Raw genomic sequence first — 19,746 nt, 5'->3', positions numbered from 1 at the left:
GGCAAGCTTCACATCGTTGAAATCGCCGGAACGGCACCCGGCTGTCCGGAGCGGGCGGGACGGATACCTCGCAGGGTTTTCAGCGTCTTGCCTTCGTTCCAGATACCGGGCGTGGAGAGAAAACAGGGGACGGCCGGGACGCCGGTCTCGTTGTGCTGAATAAGGGAGATGACGTGACGAGCGGCGCGTTCGCCGATCAGTTCCCGGTCCTCGCACAGGCCGGTGAGGCGTTCGTTGCGCCGCCCGAGCACCACGCTGACAAGGGAAACATCGTGGGGAATGCGAAGGCCTGCCGCCTCCAGGCGGGCCAGCGTCGGGGGGCCAAACTGGCCGACTACGGCCTGCGGGCGCACGCGGTCGAGCCAAGCGAGAAAATTGCGCGTGTCGGTGGAACCGGTTTCGAGAGGCGCGATGTCCGCATCCAGCCCAAGCGCATGAACATGGGCCCAGTAGGCTCCGGACCAGCGATGCTGCAGCCGGGTATCGGCCGCTTCTCCGGCAACCAGCGCCACACGGGTGTGACCGGCGGCGGCGCAGCGCAGCATGGCTTCGCGCATGCACCAGAAGTGGTCGCAGCTCAGGTTGTCGAGCCGCGGGTTGTTCAGCCCGATGGAAACACTGGCGGCGGAAAAGTGCTCCCAGTCCAGCTCCACGTCCGTGCCTGTTCCGGGGCCGGTCCCCACGACGATCCCCTGGATGCCGCGGGTTCGCAGCACCTGGGTCAATCGTCGGGCGTCCATATGGGGAGCGCGTGCCCAGAAAGGCTCCACCTTGTAGCTGAAGCGGGCAGCTTCGCGGGCGCAACCGGTGAAAAAATCGAGCGAGACATTGGAGCGCCAGCCGTCCCGCGTATTGTCGAGCGTGAGGAAGGCGATCACCGGGCTGGCCGACGGTGTGCGCCGCCAGCGGCGCGACTCCATGAGGGCGGCGACGAGCGGGTTTTTGCGGTAACCGAGGCGGGCGGCGGCTTCCTGCACGCGGGCGCGGGTGGCGGCGGCCACCACAGGTTTGTTGGCGAGGGCAAGCGAGACGGTGGACGTGCTCAGCCCGAGTTGAGCGGCGATGACCTTCATCGAGACGGCAGGTGCCGGTTCCGTCGCGTCACGAGCCGCAAGGGAGGAAGCGGGCGGAGAGATCCCGGCGTGTCCGGGTGCGGGTTTCGGATGACGGCCGGATCGGGAAGGGGAGCGACGGGTGGATGGCATGGGAATGCGCTTCTCGCCGACGGGATAAACCGGAATCCCTGTACTGGCAACGGCGGAAAAATTCCGGGAAGGATTTCGGGTGTAACCGGAAGTGATGGAAGCCGGAGAAGTGGCACGGGCATCCCTGCCCGTGGACGGCGCGAAGCGCCGCCTTCCCTGCCCCCCCGGCGCCGGAACACGGGCTGGAAGCCCGTGCCACTTTTTCTGCCAATCGGGCTGGAAGCCCGTGCCACCACCTCTTCCGCCTACACCCGTTCGGGACTGCGTTTTCAACGGAGGCATTGCACTCCATTGCCTGACTCCCAAACGTTGACCGGATGCGCCCGTCGCCATCGCCTGTCGCCTCCGTGCCTCCCGCCGCCGCCCGTCCCGTGCGGGAAGGCGTGATGCTGCTCACCCTGGCTGCGGTGCAGTTCACGCACATCATGGATTTCATGATCATGATGCCGCTCGGGTCGCACCTGATGCGCATCTTCGAGATCAACCCCGGCCAGTTCAGCCGGCTGGTCGCGGCCTACGGCATGTCGGCGGCGGTGACAGGTTTCGTGGCCGGCATTTTTCTGGACTATATCCCGCGACGGCGGGCGCTGCTGTTTCTTTATGCGGGGTTTGTCGTCTCCACGCTCGGCTGCGCGCTGGCGCCGACGCATCACTGGCTGCTGGTGGCGCGCATCGTGGCGGGCGCCTTCGGTGGCGTGGCCGGATCGGTGGTCACGGCCATGGTGGGCGACGTGATCCCGGTCGAGCGGCGCGGGCGCGGCATGGCGGTGGTGGGGGCGGCGTTTCCGCTGGCGTCGATTCTCGGTTTGCCGGCCGGCCTGATGCTCGTGTCGGCGTTTGGCTGGCATGCGGTGTTTGTCCTGCTCGCGGCGCTCAGCTCCTGCGTGTGGGTGCTCGCCTGGCGCGCGCTGCCGCAGGTGCCCGTGCAGGTCGCCACGCAGCATCCGCTCCGCCAGATGCGCGAGATGCTCACGCATCGCGTCCACCTGCGCGGATTTGTGCTCACCGCCGTGCTCATCTGGGGCGGCGCGTCGGTGGCGCCGTTCATGGCGCCGTCGATGGTGGCCAATGTCGGGTTTTCCGAAAAACAGCTTTCGTGGATCTACCTGTTCGGCGGTGCGGCGACCTTCCTGACGACCTACTGTTTTGGCTGGTTGTCCGACCGTTTCGACAAGGTGCTCGTGCTCGCCTGCGTATCCGTTTTTACCATCAGCACCATCCTCTACATCACCCGCATGGGGCCTACGCCGGTGCCGCTGGCGCTGATCGTCACGACGCTGTTTTTCGTCACCATGTCGGGTCGGTTCGCGCCCTCCATGACGATGGTCGCCAACGCCGTGGAGTCGCGTTACCGGGGCGGTTTCATGAGCGTCAACAGCGCCATCCAGCAGGCTTCCGGCGCCATGGCCAACATCGTGGCGGGCTGGTTCATGACGAAAGAAGCGGCGACCGGCCGCCTTCTCGGCTACGACCGCGTGGGGCTGATGGCGACGGCCGCTTTTGTGCTCACCGTGGCGGCTGCCGCCTGGCTGCGCGCCGCCGCGCCCTGGGCCGCGCGCAATCCGCGTATCGGGAAAAAACGGACGCTGGCGGCGTCCGGTCCCGTGCCGCCTCCCTCCTGTCCCGAAGCCTGACCCTTCAGGGAACGCCTGAAAATTAACCACAGAGACACAAAGACACAGAGAAAACCGGAAGAGGAGATTTTGGGTATATTTTGTATCTATCAATTTATACCAGCGTCCCGAATGTTTTTGATTTTACACCAAGGCCGCAAAGGACGCGAAGAAGTTAACTGACAATACTTTGAGATATTTGCAGCCTTGGTGTAAAAATCCGAAGGCTTTGGTATTAAAAACGAGTTATCTTGTTTTTTCTGTTCCGTGAAACTTTGTGTCTTTGTGCCTCTGTGGTGAAAATCTGTTTTTTTCAGGAGTCCCCTTCATGAAGCGCCGCCTCGACCAGCTCCTCGCCAGCCTCGGCTACTGCTCGCGCCGCGAAGCGCGGGAGTTTTTGCGCGCCCATGCCGTGACGGCCGGTGGCGGCCCGCCGTTGCGTGATGCAGCCCTGAAGCTCGATCCCGGCGCCGCCGATGTACGCGTGGACGGCGAGCCGCTCGATCATCCCGACGGCCTGCTGATCCTGCTGAACAAGCCGACCGGTCTGGTGTGCTCGCACGACGAGCGCGAAGGGCCGCGCGTGTACGACCTGCTCCCGCCGCGCTGGCGCGCCCGCAACCCGCAGGTGACGAGCATCGGCCGCCTCGACAAGGAGACAAGCGGCCTGCTCCTGCTCACCGACCGCACGGAACTCGTTCACCGTTATACCTCGCCGAGGCACAAGGTCGAAAAGGTCTATCGCGCCACGCTCGACCGCTCCATCGCCGGCATCGCGGAAAAACTCGCCGCCACGTTTGCCTCCGGCACGCTGCAACTCGACGGAGAGAAGACACCGTGCGCGGCGGCGAAGTTTTGTTTGATCGACGACCGCACCGCCACGCTGACGCTGACCGAAGGCAAGTACCACCAGGTGCGCCGCATGTTCGCCGCGGCCGCCGGGGCGACGGTCGTGGCGCTGCATCGCGAACGTTTCGGCGCGCTCACTCCCGGCGACCTCGCGCCCGGCGAATACCGGCTGATCGGGGAGAACGAAATCGGCGGCGAGTGATTTCGGGGCGGAGCGATGGCGCCCTCCGTGTTTCCCGGCCAGTTCTGCTTTGGCAGGTTACACGGAAGCCAGGGGATGAAGGGGAAGAAAGGTGTGATCCGGAATTTTGAACAGAAGCGTGGGAACGAAGGCCCGCTGGCAGACAGAAGGTGATTGGGCGAAAGAAACGTTCTTTGTTCCAAAAGGAACGTGTTCCGGATGCGGGACGGGTTACGGGTGCTGGAGCGCCTTCGTTCCCTTCTTGCCTTCTGCTCAATAAAAATTATGTAAAAACCGGAGGCGGCCAAGGCAGAACCGGGTGTGGTGAATTCCCCGGAGGCGGCCGGAATCAATCCTTCGCGAACGTGGCCAGGCAGGTGTCCCAGAAACGCTGGAGCGCGCGGGTCGGGCTGCTTTGCCGATGGCGGACCAGCGCGATGGTGCGGAAGGCGCCGCCCTTGGCCAGGGAGCGCAGTTTCACTTGGCGCCGGCCCATGTAGGGGCGGGCCATCGCCGGGATGAAGGAAATGCCGAGACCCGCCTCGACCATGGCCAGCAGCGTGTCGATCTGCGAACTGTAAAAAAACACCTCGGGCTGCCATCCAGCCTGCGAACACAGGGAAAGGCTCTGGCCGCGCAGGCAGTGGGCTTCCTGCATGAGGACGAGCGGCTCGCCCGCGAGCCGTTGCAGGTTGACCCGCGGCTTGCCGCCGAGGGCATGGTTTTTGGGCAGGGCGACGAGAATCTCGTCGCGCATCAGCTCGGCCGCGACCCACTCGTCGCCGGGCAGCGGAAGGCTGAGGAGCGACAGGTCCACCGTGCCCTTGCGCATCGCCTGCATGAGGTTGTCGGTGGTGTCTTCCGTGATGCGAAACGTGATCTGCGGAAAACGGCTCAGGGAATCCTTCAGCATCCGTGGCGTCAGGTAGGGGGCCACGGTGGGAATCATGCCCAGGTGAAGACTCCCCTTCAGCTCTCCGCGAAAGGCGGCGGCCTCCTCCTGCGCCGCCCGCACCTCGGCGAGGATGGCGAGAGCCCGCTCGTAGAACGTCTTCCCGAAGGAGGTGAGGATCACACCGTCGCGCCGGCGCTGCAGCAACGGCTCGCCGAGCATCTCCTCCAGCTTGCGCACCTGCTGGCTCAGGGTCGGCTGGGTGACGTGGCAACGCTCCGCCGCCCGTGTGAAACCGGAAGTCCGCACGACCTCGACAAAGTAACGGAGCTGGTGGATCTCCATAGTTTTTATCTATGGCGCATATGGAAAATAAGTATTTCACAGGGGCCAGACTTTTCGGCATCCTGTCTGGAGCACGGGCATCCCGACCACGACAAGAGATGCGCGCGCGCAAGGGCGGCTTTCCCGACACGAAGGCCGTCTGCTGACACATCTCCACGACAAACGACCAAAAGACATGAGCAATCCCTCCATCCTGACGACCACCGCGGGCAATCCCGTGGCTGACAACCAGAACTCCCTCAGCGCCGGGCCGCGCGGCCCCCTCCTCCTGCAGGATTACCAGTTGCTTGAAAAGCTGGCCCACCAGAACCGCGAACGCGTGCCCGAGCGCACCGTCCACGCCAAGGGCTCCGGCGCCTTCGGCACCTTCACCGTCACGCACGACATCACGCGCTACACGAAGGCCAGCGTGTTTTCCGCGGTCGGCAAGAAAACCGACGTGCTGCTGCGTTTCTCGACCGTCGCCGGCGAGCGTGGCGCGGCCGATGCCGAGCGCGACGTGCGCGGCTTCGCCCTGAAATTCTACACCGACGAGGGCAACTGGGATCTCGTCGGCAACAACACCCCCGTCTTCTTCGTGCGCGACCCGCTGAAGTTTCCCGATTTCATCCATACCCAGAAACGCCACCCGCGCACCAACCTGCGCAGCGCCACCGCCATGTGGGATTTCTGGTCGCTCTCCCCGGAAAGCCTGCACCAGGTGACGATCCTGATGTCCGACCGCGGCCTGCCCGCCGGCTACCGTCACGTCAACGGCTTCGGTTCCCATACCTACAGCCTGTTCAACGCCGGGAACGAGCGCTTCTGGGTGAAATTCCACTTCAAGACCGCCCAGGGCATCAGGAACCTCACCAATCGCGAAGCCGAGGCCCTTGTCGGCAAGGATCGCGAAAGCGCGCAGCGCGACCTCTACGAGGCAATCGAGCGTGGCGATTTCCCGAAATGGAACGTCAAAATCCAGGTCATGCCCGAACACGAGGCGGAGACCTATCACATCAACCCGTTTGACCTGACCAAGGTGTGGCCGCATGCCGACTACCCGCTGATCGACGTCGGCGTGCTGGAGCTCAACCGCAATCCGGAGAACTACTTCGCCGAGATCGAGCAGGCCGCCTTCGCGCCGAAGAACATCGTCCCCGGCATCGGTTTCTCGCCCGACAAGATGTTGCAGGCCCGCATCTTCTCCTATGCCGACGCCCACCGCTACCGCATCGGCACCTGGTATGAGAAGCTCCCGGTCAACGCGCCCAAATCCCCGGTCAACACCTATCATCTCGACGGGGCCATGCATTTCACCGCGCCCGAAAGCAGCGATGCCTGGTACGAGCCCAACAGCTTCAACGGCCCCGTGCAGTCGCCCGCCCACGCGGAGCCGCCGCTGCGCATCTCCGGCGACGCCGACCGCTACGACCACCGCATCGGCAACGACGACTACACGCAGCCCGGCAACCTGTTCCGCCTCATGTCGGACGACCAGAAGCGCCAGCTCTTCGAGAACATCGCCGAGGCCATGGCCGGCGTGCCCGATTTTATCGTCGAGCGTCAGCTGGGTCACTTCACGAAAGCCGATCCGGCCTATGGCGAAGGCGTCCGGCAGGCGATCGCCCGGCTCGCCGCGGCGGCCTCCTCCTGAGGACGGCGCAGGGGAGAACCCGCGATGGCAACGCATCCGTCACCGGCCGCCTCGCCGTGCACCGTCACCGAGGCGGAGGAAAAACGCTACGCCGAGCTGCAACTCATGGCGCTCGATTTCGCGCGCCACGGGGAGACGGAAACCCTGCACTCCATGCTGCGCGCCGGTCTGGCCGCCAACCTGGAGGACCACCGGGGCAACACCCTGCTGATGCTCGCCGCCTACAACGGCCACGCGGACACCGTCCGCATGCTGCTGGCCTGCGGCGCGGACGTGGACCGGCGCAATGGCCGGGGGCAGACGCCGCTCGGCGGCGCCGCCTTCAAGGGCGACGTGGAGATGCTGGGAATCCTGTTCGATGCCGGTGCGGACGTGAATGCGGACAACGGCGGCGGCATGACGCCGCTCATGTTTGCCGGGATGTTTGGCCGGTGGCCCGCCGCCGCCTTTTTGAAAAAACGCGGGGCCGCCCGCGGCAGGCGCACCCTGCGCTCCACGGCGATGCACGCCCTTGCCCTCGTCTGGCGGACGTGGCGGCGCCTGCGGACCTTGCCGGGATCGACATTCGGAGGCGACCCCGCCGCCGGGCCTGCCGCGCGGCGGGTGATCTGATACGCGAATCCGGCGTCACCGCGCCGCCCGCCATGCCGACGGCGCCGCGCTCCTGTGCGCGCGGAACCACTGGCTGAAATGGGATTCGTAACGAAAACCGAGATCGATGCCGATTTCCTTCACGCTCATCTGCGTGTGCCCGAGCAACCGCTCCGCGGCCTCCAGCCGTCGGCGCTCCAGGTAACGGCGGGGGGTCGTGCCCGTTGACCGGACGAAAAGCGCATTGAGCTGCGAGCGTCCCAGTCCGGTGCGCCGGACCAGTTCGCACTCGGAAAATTTCTGGCCGAGCGGCCAGCGGTCCAGCTCGGCCAGGGCCTGCAGGATCCGGTCGTCCGTCAGGCCCAGACGCTGCGGGAAATTGGCGAAGACGGCCTGGGCGGCCAGCCAGGCCTCCAGCCACGCCGGCAGCAGCTTCTGCACGCGCAGGTAGAGCGGCAGCGAACAGAATTCGGCGGGCAGGAACGCGTGGGCTTTCGGAAAATGCCGGCGCACCAGCCGCACCATCGGCAGGGCGGCGCGTTCGAGCTGCGGGTGTTCGTCCGCGTCGAAGACGACGGTGCGCGGCTGCGCGATCACCGGTTCGCCGCCCGGCCAGGTGAAGTTGAAATGGAGGGAAAGCAGCTCCGCATCCTTGCTGAAAGCCTGGTGTCGCGTCGGGGTGGATACAAAGGCCCACTGGCCGGCGCGGGCCGTCAGCGATTTGCCCGCCGTGGTCAGCGTCACCCGTCCGCGCCGGATCAGCCAGCACGACATGTCGTTGCTCGAATACGTTCCCGCGGCCGATGCCGGCCACACCGGCCCCTCGTAGGCCCAGATCAGCGCATGCCGGATATGTGCCCAGTCCCCGAAACGCAGCGGACGTTCAAGTGGTGCGGAGGTGCTCATGATGCGAAGACGGTAACGGATCGTCGGCTGTTTTTATAACAAAAAATGAAAATCGTGAAAGCCCGGGGCATTGCCTGTCCACCGTTGTCTCCATGTCATCGGACCGGACTGGAATCCCGATGAAAACCGAACTTGCACAAAGGGCGCAAAGAACGCGAAGAAACGGGAGTGAAGCAACTTCGCGCTCTTTGCGTCCTTTGTGTAAACCGGAATTCCGGGGACTCCCGAGTGAACCGCCTGCCTTTTTCCTGTCATGAACGAATCCAACCGCATCACCCGCAATGTACTTCCCGCCGTCGATGTTCTTGTCGTCGGTGCCGGCCCTGCCGGCATCGTCGCCGCCACGCAGGCCGCGCGTGCCGGAGCGCGGACGTTGCTGGTCGAGAAGAGCGGCATCACCGGAGGTACCACCACGCTTGGCGGGGTCAATTTTCCCGGTCTCTTCCATGCCTGGGGCCGGCAAATCATTGCCGGGATCGGCTGGGAACTCGTCACGGCCGCCGTCCGCGAGGCGGGCGATGCGTTGCCGGATTTTTCCGCGTGGCGCGGCAGGCGTCACTGGCAGCAGCAGGTTCTCGTCAACATCCCCGTCTATGCCGCGCTTGCCGACCGGATGCTGCTGGATGCGGGCGTGCAGATTCTCCTGCACACGATGCCGGCGGAGGCGGTTTTCGAAACCGGAGCGGCGGTTTTTCCTGCCGAACCGCCGCCGGACGCGCGACAGCGCGCCCGTAACCGGACTGGTGGAACGGTCAGTCTTTCCGGCGGCGGATTGGCAGAAAAAACCGCCGCTCCGGCTCGCTGGCGGGTTACGCTCTGCGGCAAGGAAGGTCTGCGACAGGTCGAGGCGCGGGTGGTGGTCGATTGCACGGGAGACGCCAACGTTGTCGCGCTCGCCGGCCTGCCGGTGGTGCGTCCGGAGCAACGCCAGCCGGGCACCCTCGTCATGCGCGCCGGCGGCTACGACCTCGCGCAGATCGAACGCGACAACCCGGCCGCGCTCGACGCGATGGAGCAGGCATTTCTGGCCGCAGTGGAGCGCGGCGAAATGAAGCGCTCCGATTTCCAGGCCGCGCACCATCCGGTGCGTTCGTTCCTGCACGGGCGCGGCGGCAACTCGATGCACGTGCCCGGCGTGGACGGTTCCACCAGCGAGGGACGCACCGCAGCCGAGCTTCAGGCGCGCGCCGCCATGCTGAGGATCGTGCGCTTTTTCCGCTCGCAACCGCCGGGCGCGGGCACGGACGGCTTCCGCATCGAGTGGTGCGCCAGCGAATGCGGTATCCGGGAAAGCGTGACAATCGAGGGTGAAACGCGCATCACGCACGACGATTACGTGACCGGCCATGTGTGGCCGGATTCGGTCTGTTACAGTTTTTATCCGATCGACCTGCATGTTGTCGGCGGCGGGGGCATCGACACGCGCTATCTGACCGAGGGTGTTTTCCCGACGATCCCGCTCGGCGCGCTGCTGCCGAAGGCGGGCCGCCGGATCATCGTCGCCGGCCGGTGCGCCTGCGGGGATCGCGAAGCCAATTCCGCCTTTCGGGTGCAGGCCTCGGCGATGGCGATGGGACAGGCCGCCGGAGCCGCCGCCGCGCTCGCCGCCGCGCGGGATGCCGACATGCGCGAGGTGCCGGTCGCCGAAATCCATGCGCTGCTGCGCCGGCACGGAGCCATTGTTCCGGAGTAAGCCGGAGCGGCGGGATTCCCGCTCCGTTCTCGGTCAAACCGTTCGAGAACCGCAGTGACGTCACTTCGTGGCGCGTGAGTGGCTGGCTTCCCACGGAGCTTATCGTCCGGGAAAGCACGGGCCCGGCCTCCGTGAATGAAAGATAACGCGGGGCAGACGCGGCGGGGAGGGGAGGGCGTTACAGGCGGACGGCGGTTGCCGCCTGACCGTTTTCCCGAAGAGGACTCCTGAAAATTCTTTTTTACCGCGAAGAACGCGAAGGGTTCCAAGTAGTCAATATTCAGATACAAATCCCCGGCCGATTTACATTCAATCAATCAGAAAAAACTCAATGGTTTTGTTTTTTCTGATCTTCGCATCCTTCGCGTCCTTCGCGGTTAATTTTAAAAACCTCCCCGAAGATCAATGATCGTAAAGCGATTGATCGACGGGGATATTTTCGCCGAGTTGCCACACCCGGACGGCGGTCCACGGTTCGTCCGGCGCCGACCAGAAATCATCCGAAGCGGGCAAACCGAGCGGGAGGAAAGCCGTCGAGCAAAGGTAGAGGCTGCCCGTGCTGATGTAGGTTTCGCCCAGCGCTGGCTGATGACCGGCAAGACCGATGCGCAGCCAGCCGGCATCATCGAAGGTGTTGGAAGCCTCCAGCGTGCGACGGATAACCGCCGTGAGCGCACAGCGAACCTGAGCTGGCGGAAGACCGGGCGGGAGGGTTTTTTGCAACGCCATCTGGGCCAGATGCTGGAACGCACCGCAACGATAGGCCAGCGAGCGCCCGATGACCGGGAAACTTCCGTCCGCCGCGATCAGCCGTTCCTGCACCTTGGCGTAACGCGCGGCCCGGACGCGCAGGGTGGCGAGCAAGGTTTTCCATGCTTCGGGAGTGGGCCGGCTGCCGCCGATGTTTTTACCATAAGCGCAAACCGTTTCGACGACATCGAGCAGCATGGGCTGGATGACGTAGCTGTTGTAAAAATCCCAATGAAACGCCGGCCCGTCACCATAAGCACCATCGCCTTTGTACCACTGCTCGTGTTGACGAACGGCGTAGTCGATCCGCAGGAAATCCGCCTCGCCCGTAAAACGCAGCAGGCAGGCCTCGATCATGGCGGAAAACAGCAGCCAATTGTTGAAGCCGGGGGTAATGACGCGAGTGGCGCGCAATGCGGCGACCAGGCGCTCGCGCGTGACGGTATCGAGCCCATGCCAGAGCGTCTGCGGGGCGCGCAGCAAGCCATGAGCCAGGAAGGCGGCATCCACGAGGGGTTGTCCGCCTTCGGTAAAATTGAGCCGGTCGGGTGAAGCCGGATCGACGCTGCGAGCCAGGGCGGCACGGGCAAGCTGGCGAAGCCGTGCCTGCGCCGCAACCTCATCATCGGTCGTGCCGGAGATATTCGCCCATTCGAGTTCGAGCCACGGCGCGAGGCCGGCGAGCGTGCGGCCGATGGCTTCGAGATGGGAAACGGTTTGCCGCGGAGTCGGGAGACCCGGGCGGGATTCGACCGGCATCGTCGCCCGGAGCCGGTCGCTGGCGAGAGCTTCGAGCGGCGGCGTGGCAATGCGGACGAGAAGATCAATCCAGCAGGCGCGAGTGGGGGCAGGCGTCGAGGCATTCCCCTGGCATGATAACGAAGAGGGAGCAGCGATCATGGATATTTAGCGACGAATACGGATCAAACCGCTGTCGGGGGCAACTCTGGAGTGGCGCGGGCGTCCCGCCCGCTGACGGCGAAGCCGCCGGATCGACGTGGCACGGGCTTCCAGCCCGTGGACGGCGCTCTGCGCCGCCCGCCTCCTCGTGCTCTGCGCCGGATGGATTATCCCTCTCCTGTCGGGAAGTGGAGGCGACCACCTGCCTGTACCTGAATGCAGCGGCAGGGTTGCCGCTGCTCATGCAGAGGGACAATCATTCGGGGCGAGTCCTCTTCCACGCTTCGAAGATCAGGCGGGCGTAGCCTTCGTGTCCCTTGTCGTTGGGATGCCATTTGACACCGGGAGAGGTCCCCCAGCCGCGGTTGGCAGGGTCGCGGGCGAGGTCGTTGACGGGAACAAAAGGGATGCCGTGTTGCTGGCAAACGTCGCGCATCACACGGTCCACGGTCGCGGGCCAGCCGGTGTAACGCCAGCCGCCGGGAGCGTCGGGGAGGGGTTCCTGTTTGCCGAGGCTCCATGTGCCGGTGGCGATGACGAGGGGACGGTGCGGTGCCTGGCGATCGAAGGCGGTGACAAGGTTTTCGTAGTTGGTCTTTAGTGATTCGATGCCGTCGACCTCCCTCTCGTGTTCGCCGAGTTGCACAACGACGAGGTGAGGGTTGAGCGGGAGAACGGTATCGATGGAGGCGAGGCGCTGGCTGGCCTTGCCGGAGCCGCCGGCAGTATGGAAGTGGAGTTCGACGCGGCGCTCGGGAAGCGCGTCCTGTACGAGGCGGGCAAGGCGGTGGGCGTAGTCGTTTTCCTCCGCGCTGACAGCCATGCCGCCGACGTGGTCCCAGCCGAGCTTCTGGCGGGTGTGCTCGCTGGTCCCGTGTCGGGTAATGCTGTCACCGATACAAAGGATGCGGTAGGCGGCGGTGTCGTCCGGATCTGCGGGACGGGAAACGGGGGCGGGGGGGTCGAGTTGGGTCTTGAAGTCCTCGCGGTCGGTATCGGCGGGCGTGGGTGGGGTGGTGGCGGCAAGGAGGGCGGTCTGGCAGGTGATGATGGCAAGCGCGAGGCTGCGGAGAGGGCGGAAGGGCGATACGTTCATGGGACGCGTCTTTCGAGGATGATGCCGGTGGCGGAGTGCGCGGGAAAGGTGTGGCGGAGCCGGTCGGGCGCGGCGAGGGGGATGGCGGCGTTCTGGCGGGTCCATCCGGCGGTGGCTTCACCGCGGTTGACGGCGGCGGGAGAGGTGCCGTTGAGTTCGGTGCAGGTGGCGGTGGCGGCGGCGAAGTTTTGCCAGGTGAGGGTGGCGGGGAGGTCACGGTCGAGGGTGAGGTTGAAGACGGTGAGATGGATTTTTGAGTTGTCGGCGGAGCGCGTCACGTAGGCGGTGAGCGCGGGCCGGGCGGGGATGGTGGCGGCGCGCCAGGGCTCGGCTTTCAGATTCCGGATTTCGAGTGTGCCGTGGAGAGGGGTGGTGGTGCCTTCAACGCGGGCGAGAATGACGATGGCGGTGGTGTCGGGGAGGGGCTGGTAGGTGCCGCCAAAGGAGGTCCATTCGTGGGCGGTCTGGAGGCCGCCCATGGCGATGCCGGAGCCGCTGGCTCTCCAGCCACGGGAGTCCATGATGCCGAGCCCGAGATTGGGCGACGTGGTCGTGGTGGCGTCGGGTTGCCAGCGGGCCTCGAAGCTGACTTTGTAGAGGAGGCCGGGAGACGGGGGGCGGAGGTCGTCGGGGAGGCCGGCGAGATGGCGAATGAGGAGGTTGGGATAGGTGCCGCCGGTGAGGCCGTCGTAGCGGAGGGTCCATTGGCCGCCGGCGGTATCGGGGGAACGGGAAATGCGAGTGTTGGCCGGGGACTGGCGGAGGGGGCGGGCGGCGTCGAGGAGGTTGATGTCGGAGATTTTGTGCTCGGGCCGGGGGGCGTCGCCGAGCGCGGGTTTCATGGTGGTGATGCCGGAGAAGTCGAGGCGGGGGGAGTCGGTGCGGACGGGGAGAAGGGTATGGCCGCGGTTTTGTGCCCAGAGCTGGAATACATAGTGGGCAGGCCGATACAAAGGGGTGTCAAGTTTGGCCCGGCTTTTCCAGGGGTGGCCGGCATAGGTGTGGACGGTTTCGAAGGAGCCGTTGAGCCAGCTCCAGTAGATGGCGGATTCGACGGGGGAATCGGGTGCGAGGAGGCGGCCGAGGTAGTCGCCGGTGCCGAGTGCGGCGGCGAGCGTGAAGCGATAGGGACGCTGGAGGTTGGGAGTCTGTTGGGTGGGACCGAGGTTATATTCGGTGATGGCGAGGGGGAGAGGACGACCGAGTTGGGCGGCGATTTCCTGATGGATGCGGGAGAGGTCGAGTTGGGTGGCGTAGCCGGCGGCCATCATGGCTTCGAGGAGGAGGTTTTCCTTGGGGCCGGTCATGTCGCCGCCGCCGTATTTGACCGGGTAGGTGTGGATGATGGCGAAGTCGATGTCAGTGGTGACGGTGGAGAGGACGCCGCGGTTCCAGCGGTCGTCGTCCTTGCGTTCGAGGGGGATGCCGCAACGGATGCGCGGGTCCACGGCTTTCATGGCGGCGGCGACTTGGGAGGCGTAGCGGCCGACTTCGGGCGGGGGGCGAACCTGGGTCTTGCCGATCTTGCGCCAGTCAACCCAGGACTCGTTGCCGATCTCGAAAGTGAGGACGTTGTAAGGCTCGGGGTGTCCGTCGGCGGCTCGGCGCATGGCCCAGGGGTGGGCGGGCGTGGCGGGGGCATTGAGGTATTCGACGAGGTCGGCGGCGTCCTGCGGGGTGCCAATGTATTCGCTGACGACAATGATGGGCTCGGCCTCGACGGCGCGGGCGACTTGCATGAATTCGTTGAGGCCGAATTTGCGGTCGCCACGCTGCTCGACGGGGCCGATGGTTTTTTTCCAGTCGTGATTATGGATGCCGAGGCCATCGGGATAGCGGAGGGCGCCGGGCCGGTAGGATTTGAGGATGGCGAGGGCGTCGGGATACGGGGAGCGAGTATCCGGGTTCCAGATACCGTCGCCTTCGGCGATGGCGGCGATGTCGGGATGGGGAATCGAAAAGATGCCGTAGTTGTCCGCCCCCTTGATGAAGTGGCCGAAGATGTTCGGGTTCACGGGCGTGCCGGTCGCGGCGGCGTCGAAGTGGATGCTGACGGGTGTTGGGTCAGGCGTGGCGGCGGCTTGGGCGGGAAGATATGCAGAGGCAGCAATGACCAGCGCCGCGAGATGGGGGCGAACAAGTTGCATGAGTCGCGTATATGGGGATGGAGATGGGAATGGGTCAGCGTCGGGTAGCGATGCGTTTGCGCCAGATGATCGCGCCGGCAAGAAACACGCTTCCCAACAGGAGGCTCACAGTGGCGGGTTCGGGGATAGGAGGGACGTTGGTGGTGATGGCGAAATTGTCAGCCCAGATGTAGTCGCCGTCAAAATAGAAGCCCGCTTGGCCGGAAATCGTCTGGCTGGCGCTGGTAATTGTCTGGGAAACATAGGTGTCCCCGGTGGTGCTGTTGGTGATCGTGAAGGTGTATTGTCCGGCGGTGTCGGTGGAGTTAAGGGTAAGGGCTCGCCAGGTTTTTGCCTGAGTTGCTCCTGCAGCAATGGTGCCTGAGCTCACGGTGGAACTCGTTCCATCGATACGCTCGATGAATTGCCAAGCGGTAGAGGTAGTGGCTCCTGCGAAGTTGAAACGAATCAGTGAATAATTGTTGGAGTCGACGTAATTGAACAGGATCCCGCCGTAGCGGCCGTTGGACTGCGAGTTGAAATCCGCACGGATGGTAAATGAATCTAAAAGCGGTACAGAATTGTAGAGTGCGAAGTGGGCCCCCGTGTTTTGAGTTTTAGCAACATTGGAGTTCAGGAAAATGCTGCCGGTGATGTCCCAGTCGGAGCCGAGGCCACCGCCAGGGCTGGGCGTATTGTCACGGTTGAAATTATCCGTGAAGGTCTTCGGCACAGTTTCGCCCTGAACGAGGGCAGGGACGGCTGACAGCAAGGCGGCCAGAATGCTGGCAACGTATTGTTTTCTCATAATATTTGACGGTTGATTGTTCGGGCTAAGACGAGAGGAAGAGGCGGAGGTACGGATGGAATGACAGTGTTGTTTCCATCACGGATGGATGTTTTGAGGCGGTTTATCTGTTTGGATACCACATGTCTTCATTGGCCGCGGCCACGGCCTCGGCACGTGAAACAAGGCGGACGTTGGCGGCCCAGAAGGCGACGAGAGCCTTGCCGTTTTGACGATAGGCAGGTTCGAAACTCTGGCGTATCTCGGTGCCGTTGTAGAGGTCCTTGTCGTTGACGCGGACGAGGGTGAAGAGGGAGTCCATGAAGGCGATGCTCCGTGTGGGGTTGGGGATGTCGCTCTCCCGGTAGCCGATGGCAAGCTGCTCTTCCGTGAGGCCGGTCCGGTTGTATCCGAAATCCGGGCGGTCCCTGCCCTCGACGTCGACGGTGCTGCGATAGACGGCGATCGCTTTGTTTGCATCGGCGTTGGCCCCGTTGAAACCCAGGAGTCTGTAGTAGTCGGCGTTTTGGTACCACCAGTATCCGCCTTGCAGTTTGGGCGCGACGTAACGGCCTTTGTGTTCGGAGGCGTGGAGGATGTTGGCGAGCTGGAGTTGGCGGATGTTGCTGCTCGCTTTGCTGAGCCGGGCCGCTTCGCGGACTTTGCCAACCGTAGGGATGATGATCGCCGCAAGGATGCCGATGATGGCGATGACGGTGAGGAGTTCGATCAGCGTGAAGGCACGGCAGTGGCTGAACGAGGGGCCGGTGGAGTTTGTGTGTTTCATGGGGAAAGGCAGGGCAGGGGCTGTGTGGTTACGCTCTGGCCGCTAACTGCTGTCGCGTTGCGTGAGCATGCCGCGCAGGAGGTGTTCGACGGGGCCGGCGGATCGGGGCAACTGGCCGGCGAGGGCGTCGTGCAGGACGCGGTAACCGGTGGCGCCGATTTCTTCATAGGGGATGCGATAACTGGTCAGGGGGACGGAGGAGCGGGCGGCGAGTTCGGAGTCGTCCATGCCGGTGACCCGAAGGTCATGAGGGATGCGCAGGCCGGTGCGGCGCGCGACTTCGATTACGGCCACGGCAAGAAAATCGGTGCTGCACACAACGGCGTCGATACCATCGGGCGCGCCGGCGGAAGCGGCTTGCAGGTAGGTGGCGGCCATGGCCTCGGGTTCTTCCATCGGGTTGGTCAGGTCCACATTCATCGACGAGTCGAGGCACACCCACTCGGGAGCGGGCGTGATGCCGGCCTCCTCGACAGCCTTGCGGTAACCGAGATAGCGTTCACGCATGGAGGCGCTGCGGGAGCGGGCGGAGAGATAACCGATGCGGCGCGCGCCGCGTTCGACGAGATGGCGCGTGGGGGTGTAGCCGGCGTGAAACCCGTCGAGCGTGACGACGGGGCAATCGAGCCCGAGCGGGTTGGGCGAGGTAAGGACGATCGGGTAGCGGGCGGAGGTGGTGGCCTTGACGAAGGCGGCCTGCGCCTCGGCGGAAAAAAGGTTGGGCCACACGAGTGCGCCGCGCACGGCGAACTCGTCGAGGCGGGTCATGAACTCGGCTTCCTTGTGGAAATCGAGACTCGTGCTTAGCAGCATGACGCGTTGGCCGCCATCATGGGCGGCGTCCTGAAAACCGCGGGCCTCGCGCCAGATGCCTTCATGACGTTCGGCCGGGTAGATGAAGGCGACGGAGCCAAGATCGGTCAGCGGTGGGGAAGCCTGATCATTGGCGGTAGCGGCACTGGAGGCGAACGTGGTTTTGCTGGAAATGACCCGGGTGCCGGCGCGGCGGCGGCGTTCGACGAGGCCCTCGTGCGCGAGAAGCCCCACGGCCTTGCTGATCGTGCTGATGCTGCAATCGAAGCGGGCGGCGAGTTCGGTTTCGGTCGGGAGCGTGTCGCCTTCCGCCCACTCGCCAGTCGCAATCTGCCCGCGCAAGGCGGCGTGGACGGCGCTGACTTTTCTGGAGCTCAATCGCGGGGCGGAGATGGCAGGCATGCCGCTAGCATTGGAAAAGAACAGTTGTTGTAAAGTAAAAACTGCGTTTTTAAATAAAAACTGTTTTATTTTATAATATATTGATAATAAGTTAAATTTGAAAACGAGATCAGGGGTTTACGCCGGATAAAGGGATTACCGGGTTGTGAAATCGAGTGTTATCCGGCTTGTGGCGCCGAGGAACTCGATAACGCCGCTGCCCCAGGCGGAATGCATGAAAGGGGAATCATGGGTGGCGTAGTCCAGGTCGGCGGGAGATCCGTCGAGCCGGCGCGCCCCTCGTGTATCCAGAAAAAGGATTCCGGCCTGCGAGGAGTGGTATTTCAGGGTCATGGCTTCGCGGTCAAATGTGATCGGGGAGGCGAGGAGCGTCTGGCGGAAAGCGGCGAAATGGGTGTGGGTTTCAGTGTCACCGACTTCGCAAACGATGCCGTGGCGGAGGCCGTCGCTGACGACTTCGCGGCCTGCCCACTCGCCCGCAGTTGTCCAGCGGCGGGCGGAGGAAAACCAGAGGCCGGCAAACGAATCCCCGGCGCGAACAAAAATCCAGCCGCTCGCGGGATCGTCGACGACTTCGTCGAAAGCGGCTTGCGGCAGGCAGGCGTGGATGAAGTGGAGCGGTTGCGCGGGGTCGATATCGTAGAGGGCGACGAGCGCCTGCCGGTTCTGGAAAAAATGGCCGCAACCGCAAAGGCGGTCGCCGGTCCAGTAGTTGTGCGTGCCGTCGGTGCCGGGGTGATGGGTGAAGAGGCGGGCATCGGTGCGGTTCGTAGCGGTGAAAGTGAGGTCCCAGTTGTGTTGTTGATGATACGCATAACCTGCGGCGTAACGTTGGTCGGCCGGGATGGGGAGTTCGTAGTGATTGTGGCAGGCACATGCGGCCGCCGCCGGATAGGCGTCCTGATATTGCACGCAGCCGAGAACGTAGCGCGGGGTGCACCAGCTGTATTTGCGGATGCTGCCGGGGAGAGGGGAAACGGGGAGCGTGTCGGCGAGGTTGTGCAGGTGTTTGCGTTCGCGGTTTTCGTAAGGGGTGGTCCGCGGGTGCGCGAGGTCGAGGACGAAGGGGGAGGGACGCCAGCCGCTGGCCGGCGTGATCAGGAGAAGATCGTGGAGGGAGAGGCGGACGGGCGGTGGGTCGTATCCAAAATAAAGATACTGTAGGATGCGGACGGGTTCGTTGGCGTGGTCGAGCGCGTGGTCGGCGTAGATGCGTCCGTGGGCTCCGCAATACATGCCGTCGAGAGAGTTCACGGCCATGCCGGCGAGGAGGACATCGAGCATCATGCCGGTGATGCGGCGGAGGGAGGCATCGCGGGTGTGATCGTGCAGGCAGAGCAGGATTTCCCAGACGGCGTCGAGGTAACAAACCGAGTCGAATTCGCCCCAGCCGAAGCGGGCGCGCTGGCGGATGAATCCGGAGAGCCAGGCGGCGTCTTCGGTGGCGAGTTGCGCGCCGGTTTTTGCATAGGCGGAGAACATCGCGTCCGGCCAGGCCTGGGCCATCAGGTGACGGCTGGCATGAAACATGAGGACATGGTTTTCCGACTGGTAGAGGCTGGCGAAATCGTGCGTGAGAAAAAACTGCCGGATGGCGTCACGGGTGGAGGATTCGAGCGGGGATGGCGTGCCCGTGTCGGAGGAAAGGAGATACCAGGCTTGACAGAGTTTGAGCGCGGCGAAGTCGGCTTCGCCTCGCGGGTCCTTGCCTTGCGGATGCGGGAGATCGAACCAGGCGGCGGTGCGGCGGAGGGCGACGTTTGCGGCAGCGTGGTTGCGATGGTTGATCAGGTCGACGACGGCGTTGGCGCCGAAGAGAGTGGCCTCCAGCTTGCGGATGTTGGCGGGGGGCACGTCGTTGATACGAGTGTCGGCATCGGCGGCGGCCTGGGCGGCAGCGAGTGCGCGAAGCCGGGCCTGACGGGCGGCAAAATCATCGGGAGGAGACGCGGAGGGCGAAACCGGGGGCAGCGACATGAGGCAGAGATGAAATCAGGCAGAATCAGCGGGCAACATTGTTTCGGCCAAACCCTTTCCGGAAGACTTTCGGGTGGTCGGTGGGCAGACTGGCAGCAGCGGGCGGATGATGTCCGGAAGAAGCGGCGGGAAGGTCGTAGTGGCCGACGTCCCGACCGGGGGAGGCGGAATCGGGAGTGCATCGTTACTCCCGCGCCCCC

The 19,746-nt window shown here is 64.3% G+C and carries 16 protein-coding genes; 6 read left to right on the top strand and 10 right to left on the bottom strand.

The window, feature by feature from the left end; translation table 11 throughout:
* Positions 1 to 8: 8 nt before the first annotated feature.
* Positions 9 to 1,073, bottom strand: a complete 1,065-nt coding sequence (locus tag OPIT5_05900) for a LacI family transcriptional regulator (GenBank protein ID AHF89835.1) — start codon at positions 1,071 to 1,073, stop codon at positions 9 to 11.
* 449 nt (positions 1,074 to 1,522) lie between these two features.
* On the opposite strand from OPIT5_05900, the gene OPIT5_05895 reads away from it, so the two are divergent.
* From OPIT5_05895 to OPIT5_05885, 3 genes are all read left to right on the top strand, one after another.
* Positions 1,523 to 2,839, top strand: coding sequence for a sugar permease (locus tag OPIT5_05895; GenBank protein AHF89834.1), 1,317 nt, complete (start codon positions 1,523 to 1,525; stop codon positions 2,837 to 2,839).
* Positions 2,840 to 3,146: 307 nt separating this feature from the next.
* The gene (locus tag OPIT5_05890) at positions 3,147 to 3,869 is read left to right on the top strand and encodes a ribosomal small subunit pseudouridine synthase A (protein AHF89833.1); all 723 of its coding nucleotides are present in this window, start codon (positions 3,147 to 3,149) and stop codon (positions 3,867 to 3,869) included.
* A gap of 15 nt (positions 3,870 to 3,884) precedes the next feature.
* The gene (locus OPIT5_05885; protein ID AHF94116.1) at positions 3,885 to 4,022 is read left to right on the top strand and encodes a hypothetical protein; all 138 of its coding nucleotides are present in this window, start codon (positions 3,885 to 3,887) and stop codon (positions 4,020 to 4,022) included.
* Between the two features lie 175 nt (positions 4,023 to 4,197).
* Here the strand turns inward: OPIT5_05885 and OPIT5_05880 are convergent, their stop codons facing one another.
* Positions 4,198 to 5,085 (bottom strand): LysR family transcriptional regulator, encoded by an 888-nt coding sequence (locus OPIT5_05880; protein AHF89832.1) that lies wholly within the window; start codon positions 5,083 to 5,085, stop codon positions 4,198 to 4,200.
* Between the two features lie 175 nt (positions 5,086 to 5,260).
* On the opposite strand from OPIT5_05880, the gene OPIT5_05875 reads away from it, so the two are divergent.
* Entirely contained in the window at positions 5,261 to 6,718 is a 1,458-nt protein-coding gene (locus OPIT5_05875; GenBank protein ID AHF89831.1) for a catalase, read from the top strand.
* 24 nt (positions 6,719 to 6,742) lie between these two features.
* Positions 6,743 to 7,330, top strand: coding sequence for an ankyrin (locus OPIT5_05870; GenBank protein ID AHF89830.1), 588 nt, complete (start codon positions 6,743 to 6,745; stop codon positions 7,328 to 7,330).
* Between the two features lie 15 nt (positions 7,331 to 7,345).
* Here OPIT5_05870 and OPIT5_05865 read toward each other — a convergent pair whose 3' ends face one another.
* Positions 7,346 to 8,215, bottom strand: coding sequence for an AraC family transcriptional regulator (locus tag OPIT5_05865; protein AHF89829.1), 870 nt, complete (start codon positions 8,213 to 8,215; stop codon positions 7,346 to 7,348).
* Positions 8,216 to 8,468: 253 nt separating this feature from the next.
* Here OPIT5_05865 and OPIT5_05860 point away from each other — a divergent pair, with 253 nt between their 5' ends.
* Complete coding sequence (locus OPIT5_05860) at positions 8,469 to 9,908, top strand: membrane protein (protein AHF89828.1); 1,440 nt, start codon at positions 8,469 to 8,471, stop codon at positions 9,906 to 9,908.
* A gap of 402 nt (positions 9,909 to 10,310) precedes the next feature.
* Here OPIT5_05860 and OPIT5_05855 read toward each other — a convergent pair whose 3' ends face one another.
* The 7 genes from OPIT5_05855 to OPIT5_05825 all read right to left on the bottom strand — a co-directional run bounded on the left by OPIT5_05855 (position 10,311) and on the right by OPIT5_05825 (position 19,546).
* Positions 10,311 to 11,558 carry a hypothetical protein gene (locus tag OPIT5_05855; protein ID AHF89827.1) on the bottom strand — a complete coding sequence of 416 codons (1,248 nt, stop codon included), beginning with the start codon at positions 11,556 to 11,558 and terminating at the stop codon, positions 10,311 to 10,313.
* Positions 11,559 to 11,814: 256 nt separating this feature from the next.
* Positions 11,815 to 12,654: a hypothetical protein gene (locus tag OPIT5_05850; protein ID AHF89826.1), complete on the bottom strand. Its 840-nt coding sequence runs from the start codon at positions 12,652 to 12,654 to the stop codon at positions 11,815 to 11,817.
* On the bottom strand, positions 12,651 to 14,801 hold the full coding sequence (locus OPIT5_05845; GenBank protein ID AHF89825.1) for an alpha-L-arabinofuranosidase: 2,151 nt from the start codon (positions 14,799 to 14,801) through the stop codon (positions 12,651 to 12,653). The genes OPIT5_05850 and OPIT5_05845 overlap by 4 nt, the downstream gene beginning before the upstream one ends.
* 34 nt (positions 14,802 to 14,835) lie before the next feature.
* Complete coding sequence (locus OPIT5_05840) at positions 14,836 to 15,588, bottom strand: hypothetical protein (protein ID AHF94115.1); 753 nt, start codon at positions 15,586 to 15,588, stop codon at positions 14,836 to 14,838.
* A gap of 103 nt (positions 15,589 to 15,691) precedes the next feature.
* Positions 15,692 to 16,354, bottom strand: coding sequence for an N-terminal cleavage protein (locus OPIT5_05835; GenBank protein AHF89824.1), 663 nt, complete (start codon positions 16,352 to 16,354; stop codon positions 15,692 to 15,694).
* Between the two features lie 42 nt (positions 16,355 to 16,396).
* Positions 16,397 to 17,569 (bottom strand): GntR family transcriptional regulator, encoded by a 1,173-nt coding sequence (locus OPIT5_05830; protein ID AHF89823.1) that lies wholly within the window; start codon positions 17,567 to 17,569, stop codon positions 16,397 to 16,399.
* Positions 17,570 to 17,704: 135 nt separating this feature from the next.
* Complete coding sequence (locus tag OPIT5_05825) at positions 17,705 to 19,546, bottom strand: hypothetical protein (protein ID AHF94114.1); 1,842 nt, start codon at positions 19,544 to 19,546, stop codon at positions 17,705 to 17,707.
* Positions 19,547 to 19,746 lie beyond the last annotated feature (200 nt).

Source organism: Opitutaceae bacterium TAV5, assembly GCA_000242935.3.
In the GTDB taxonomy this organism is placed as follows: domain Bacteria; phylum Verrucomicrobiota; class Verrucomicrobiia; order Opitutales; family Opitutaceae; genus Geminisphaera.
The sequence above is the reverse complement of the archived record's forward strand: the minus strand, read 5'-3'. Positions and strand labels throughout refer to the sequence as shown.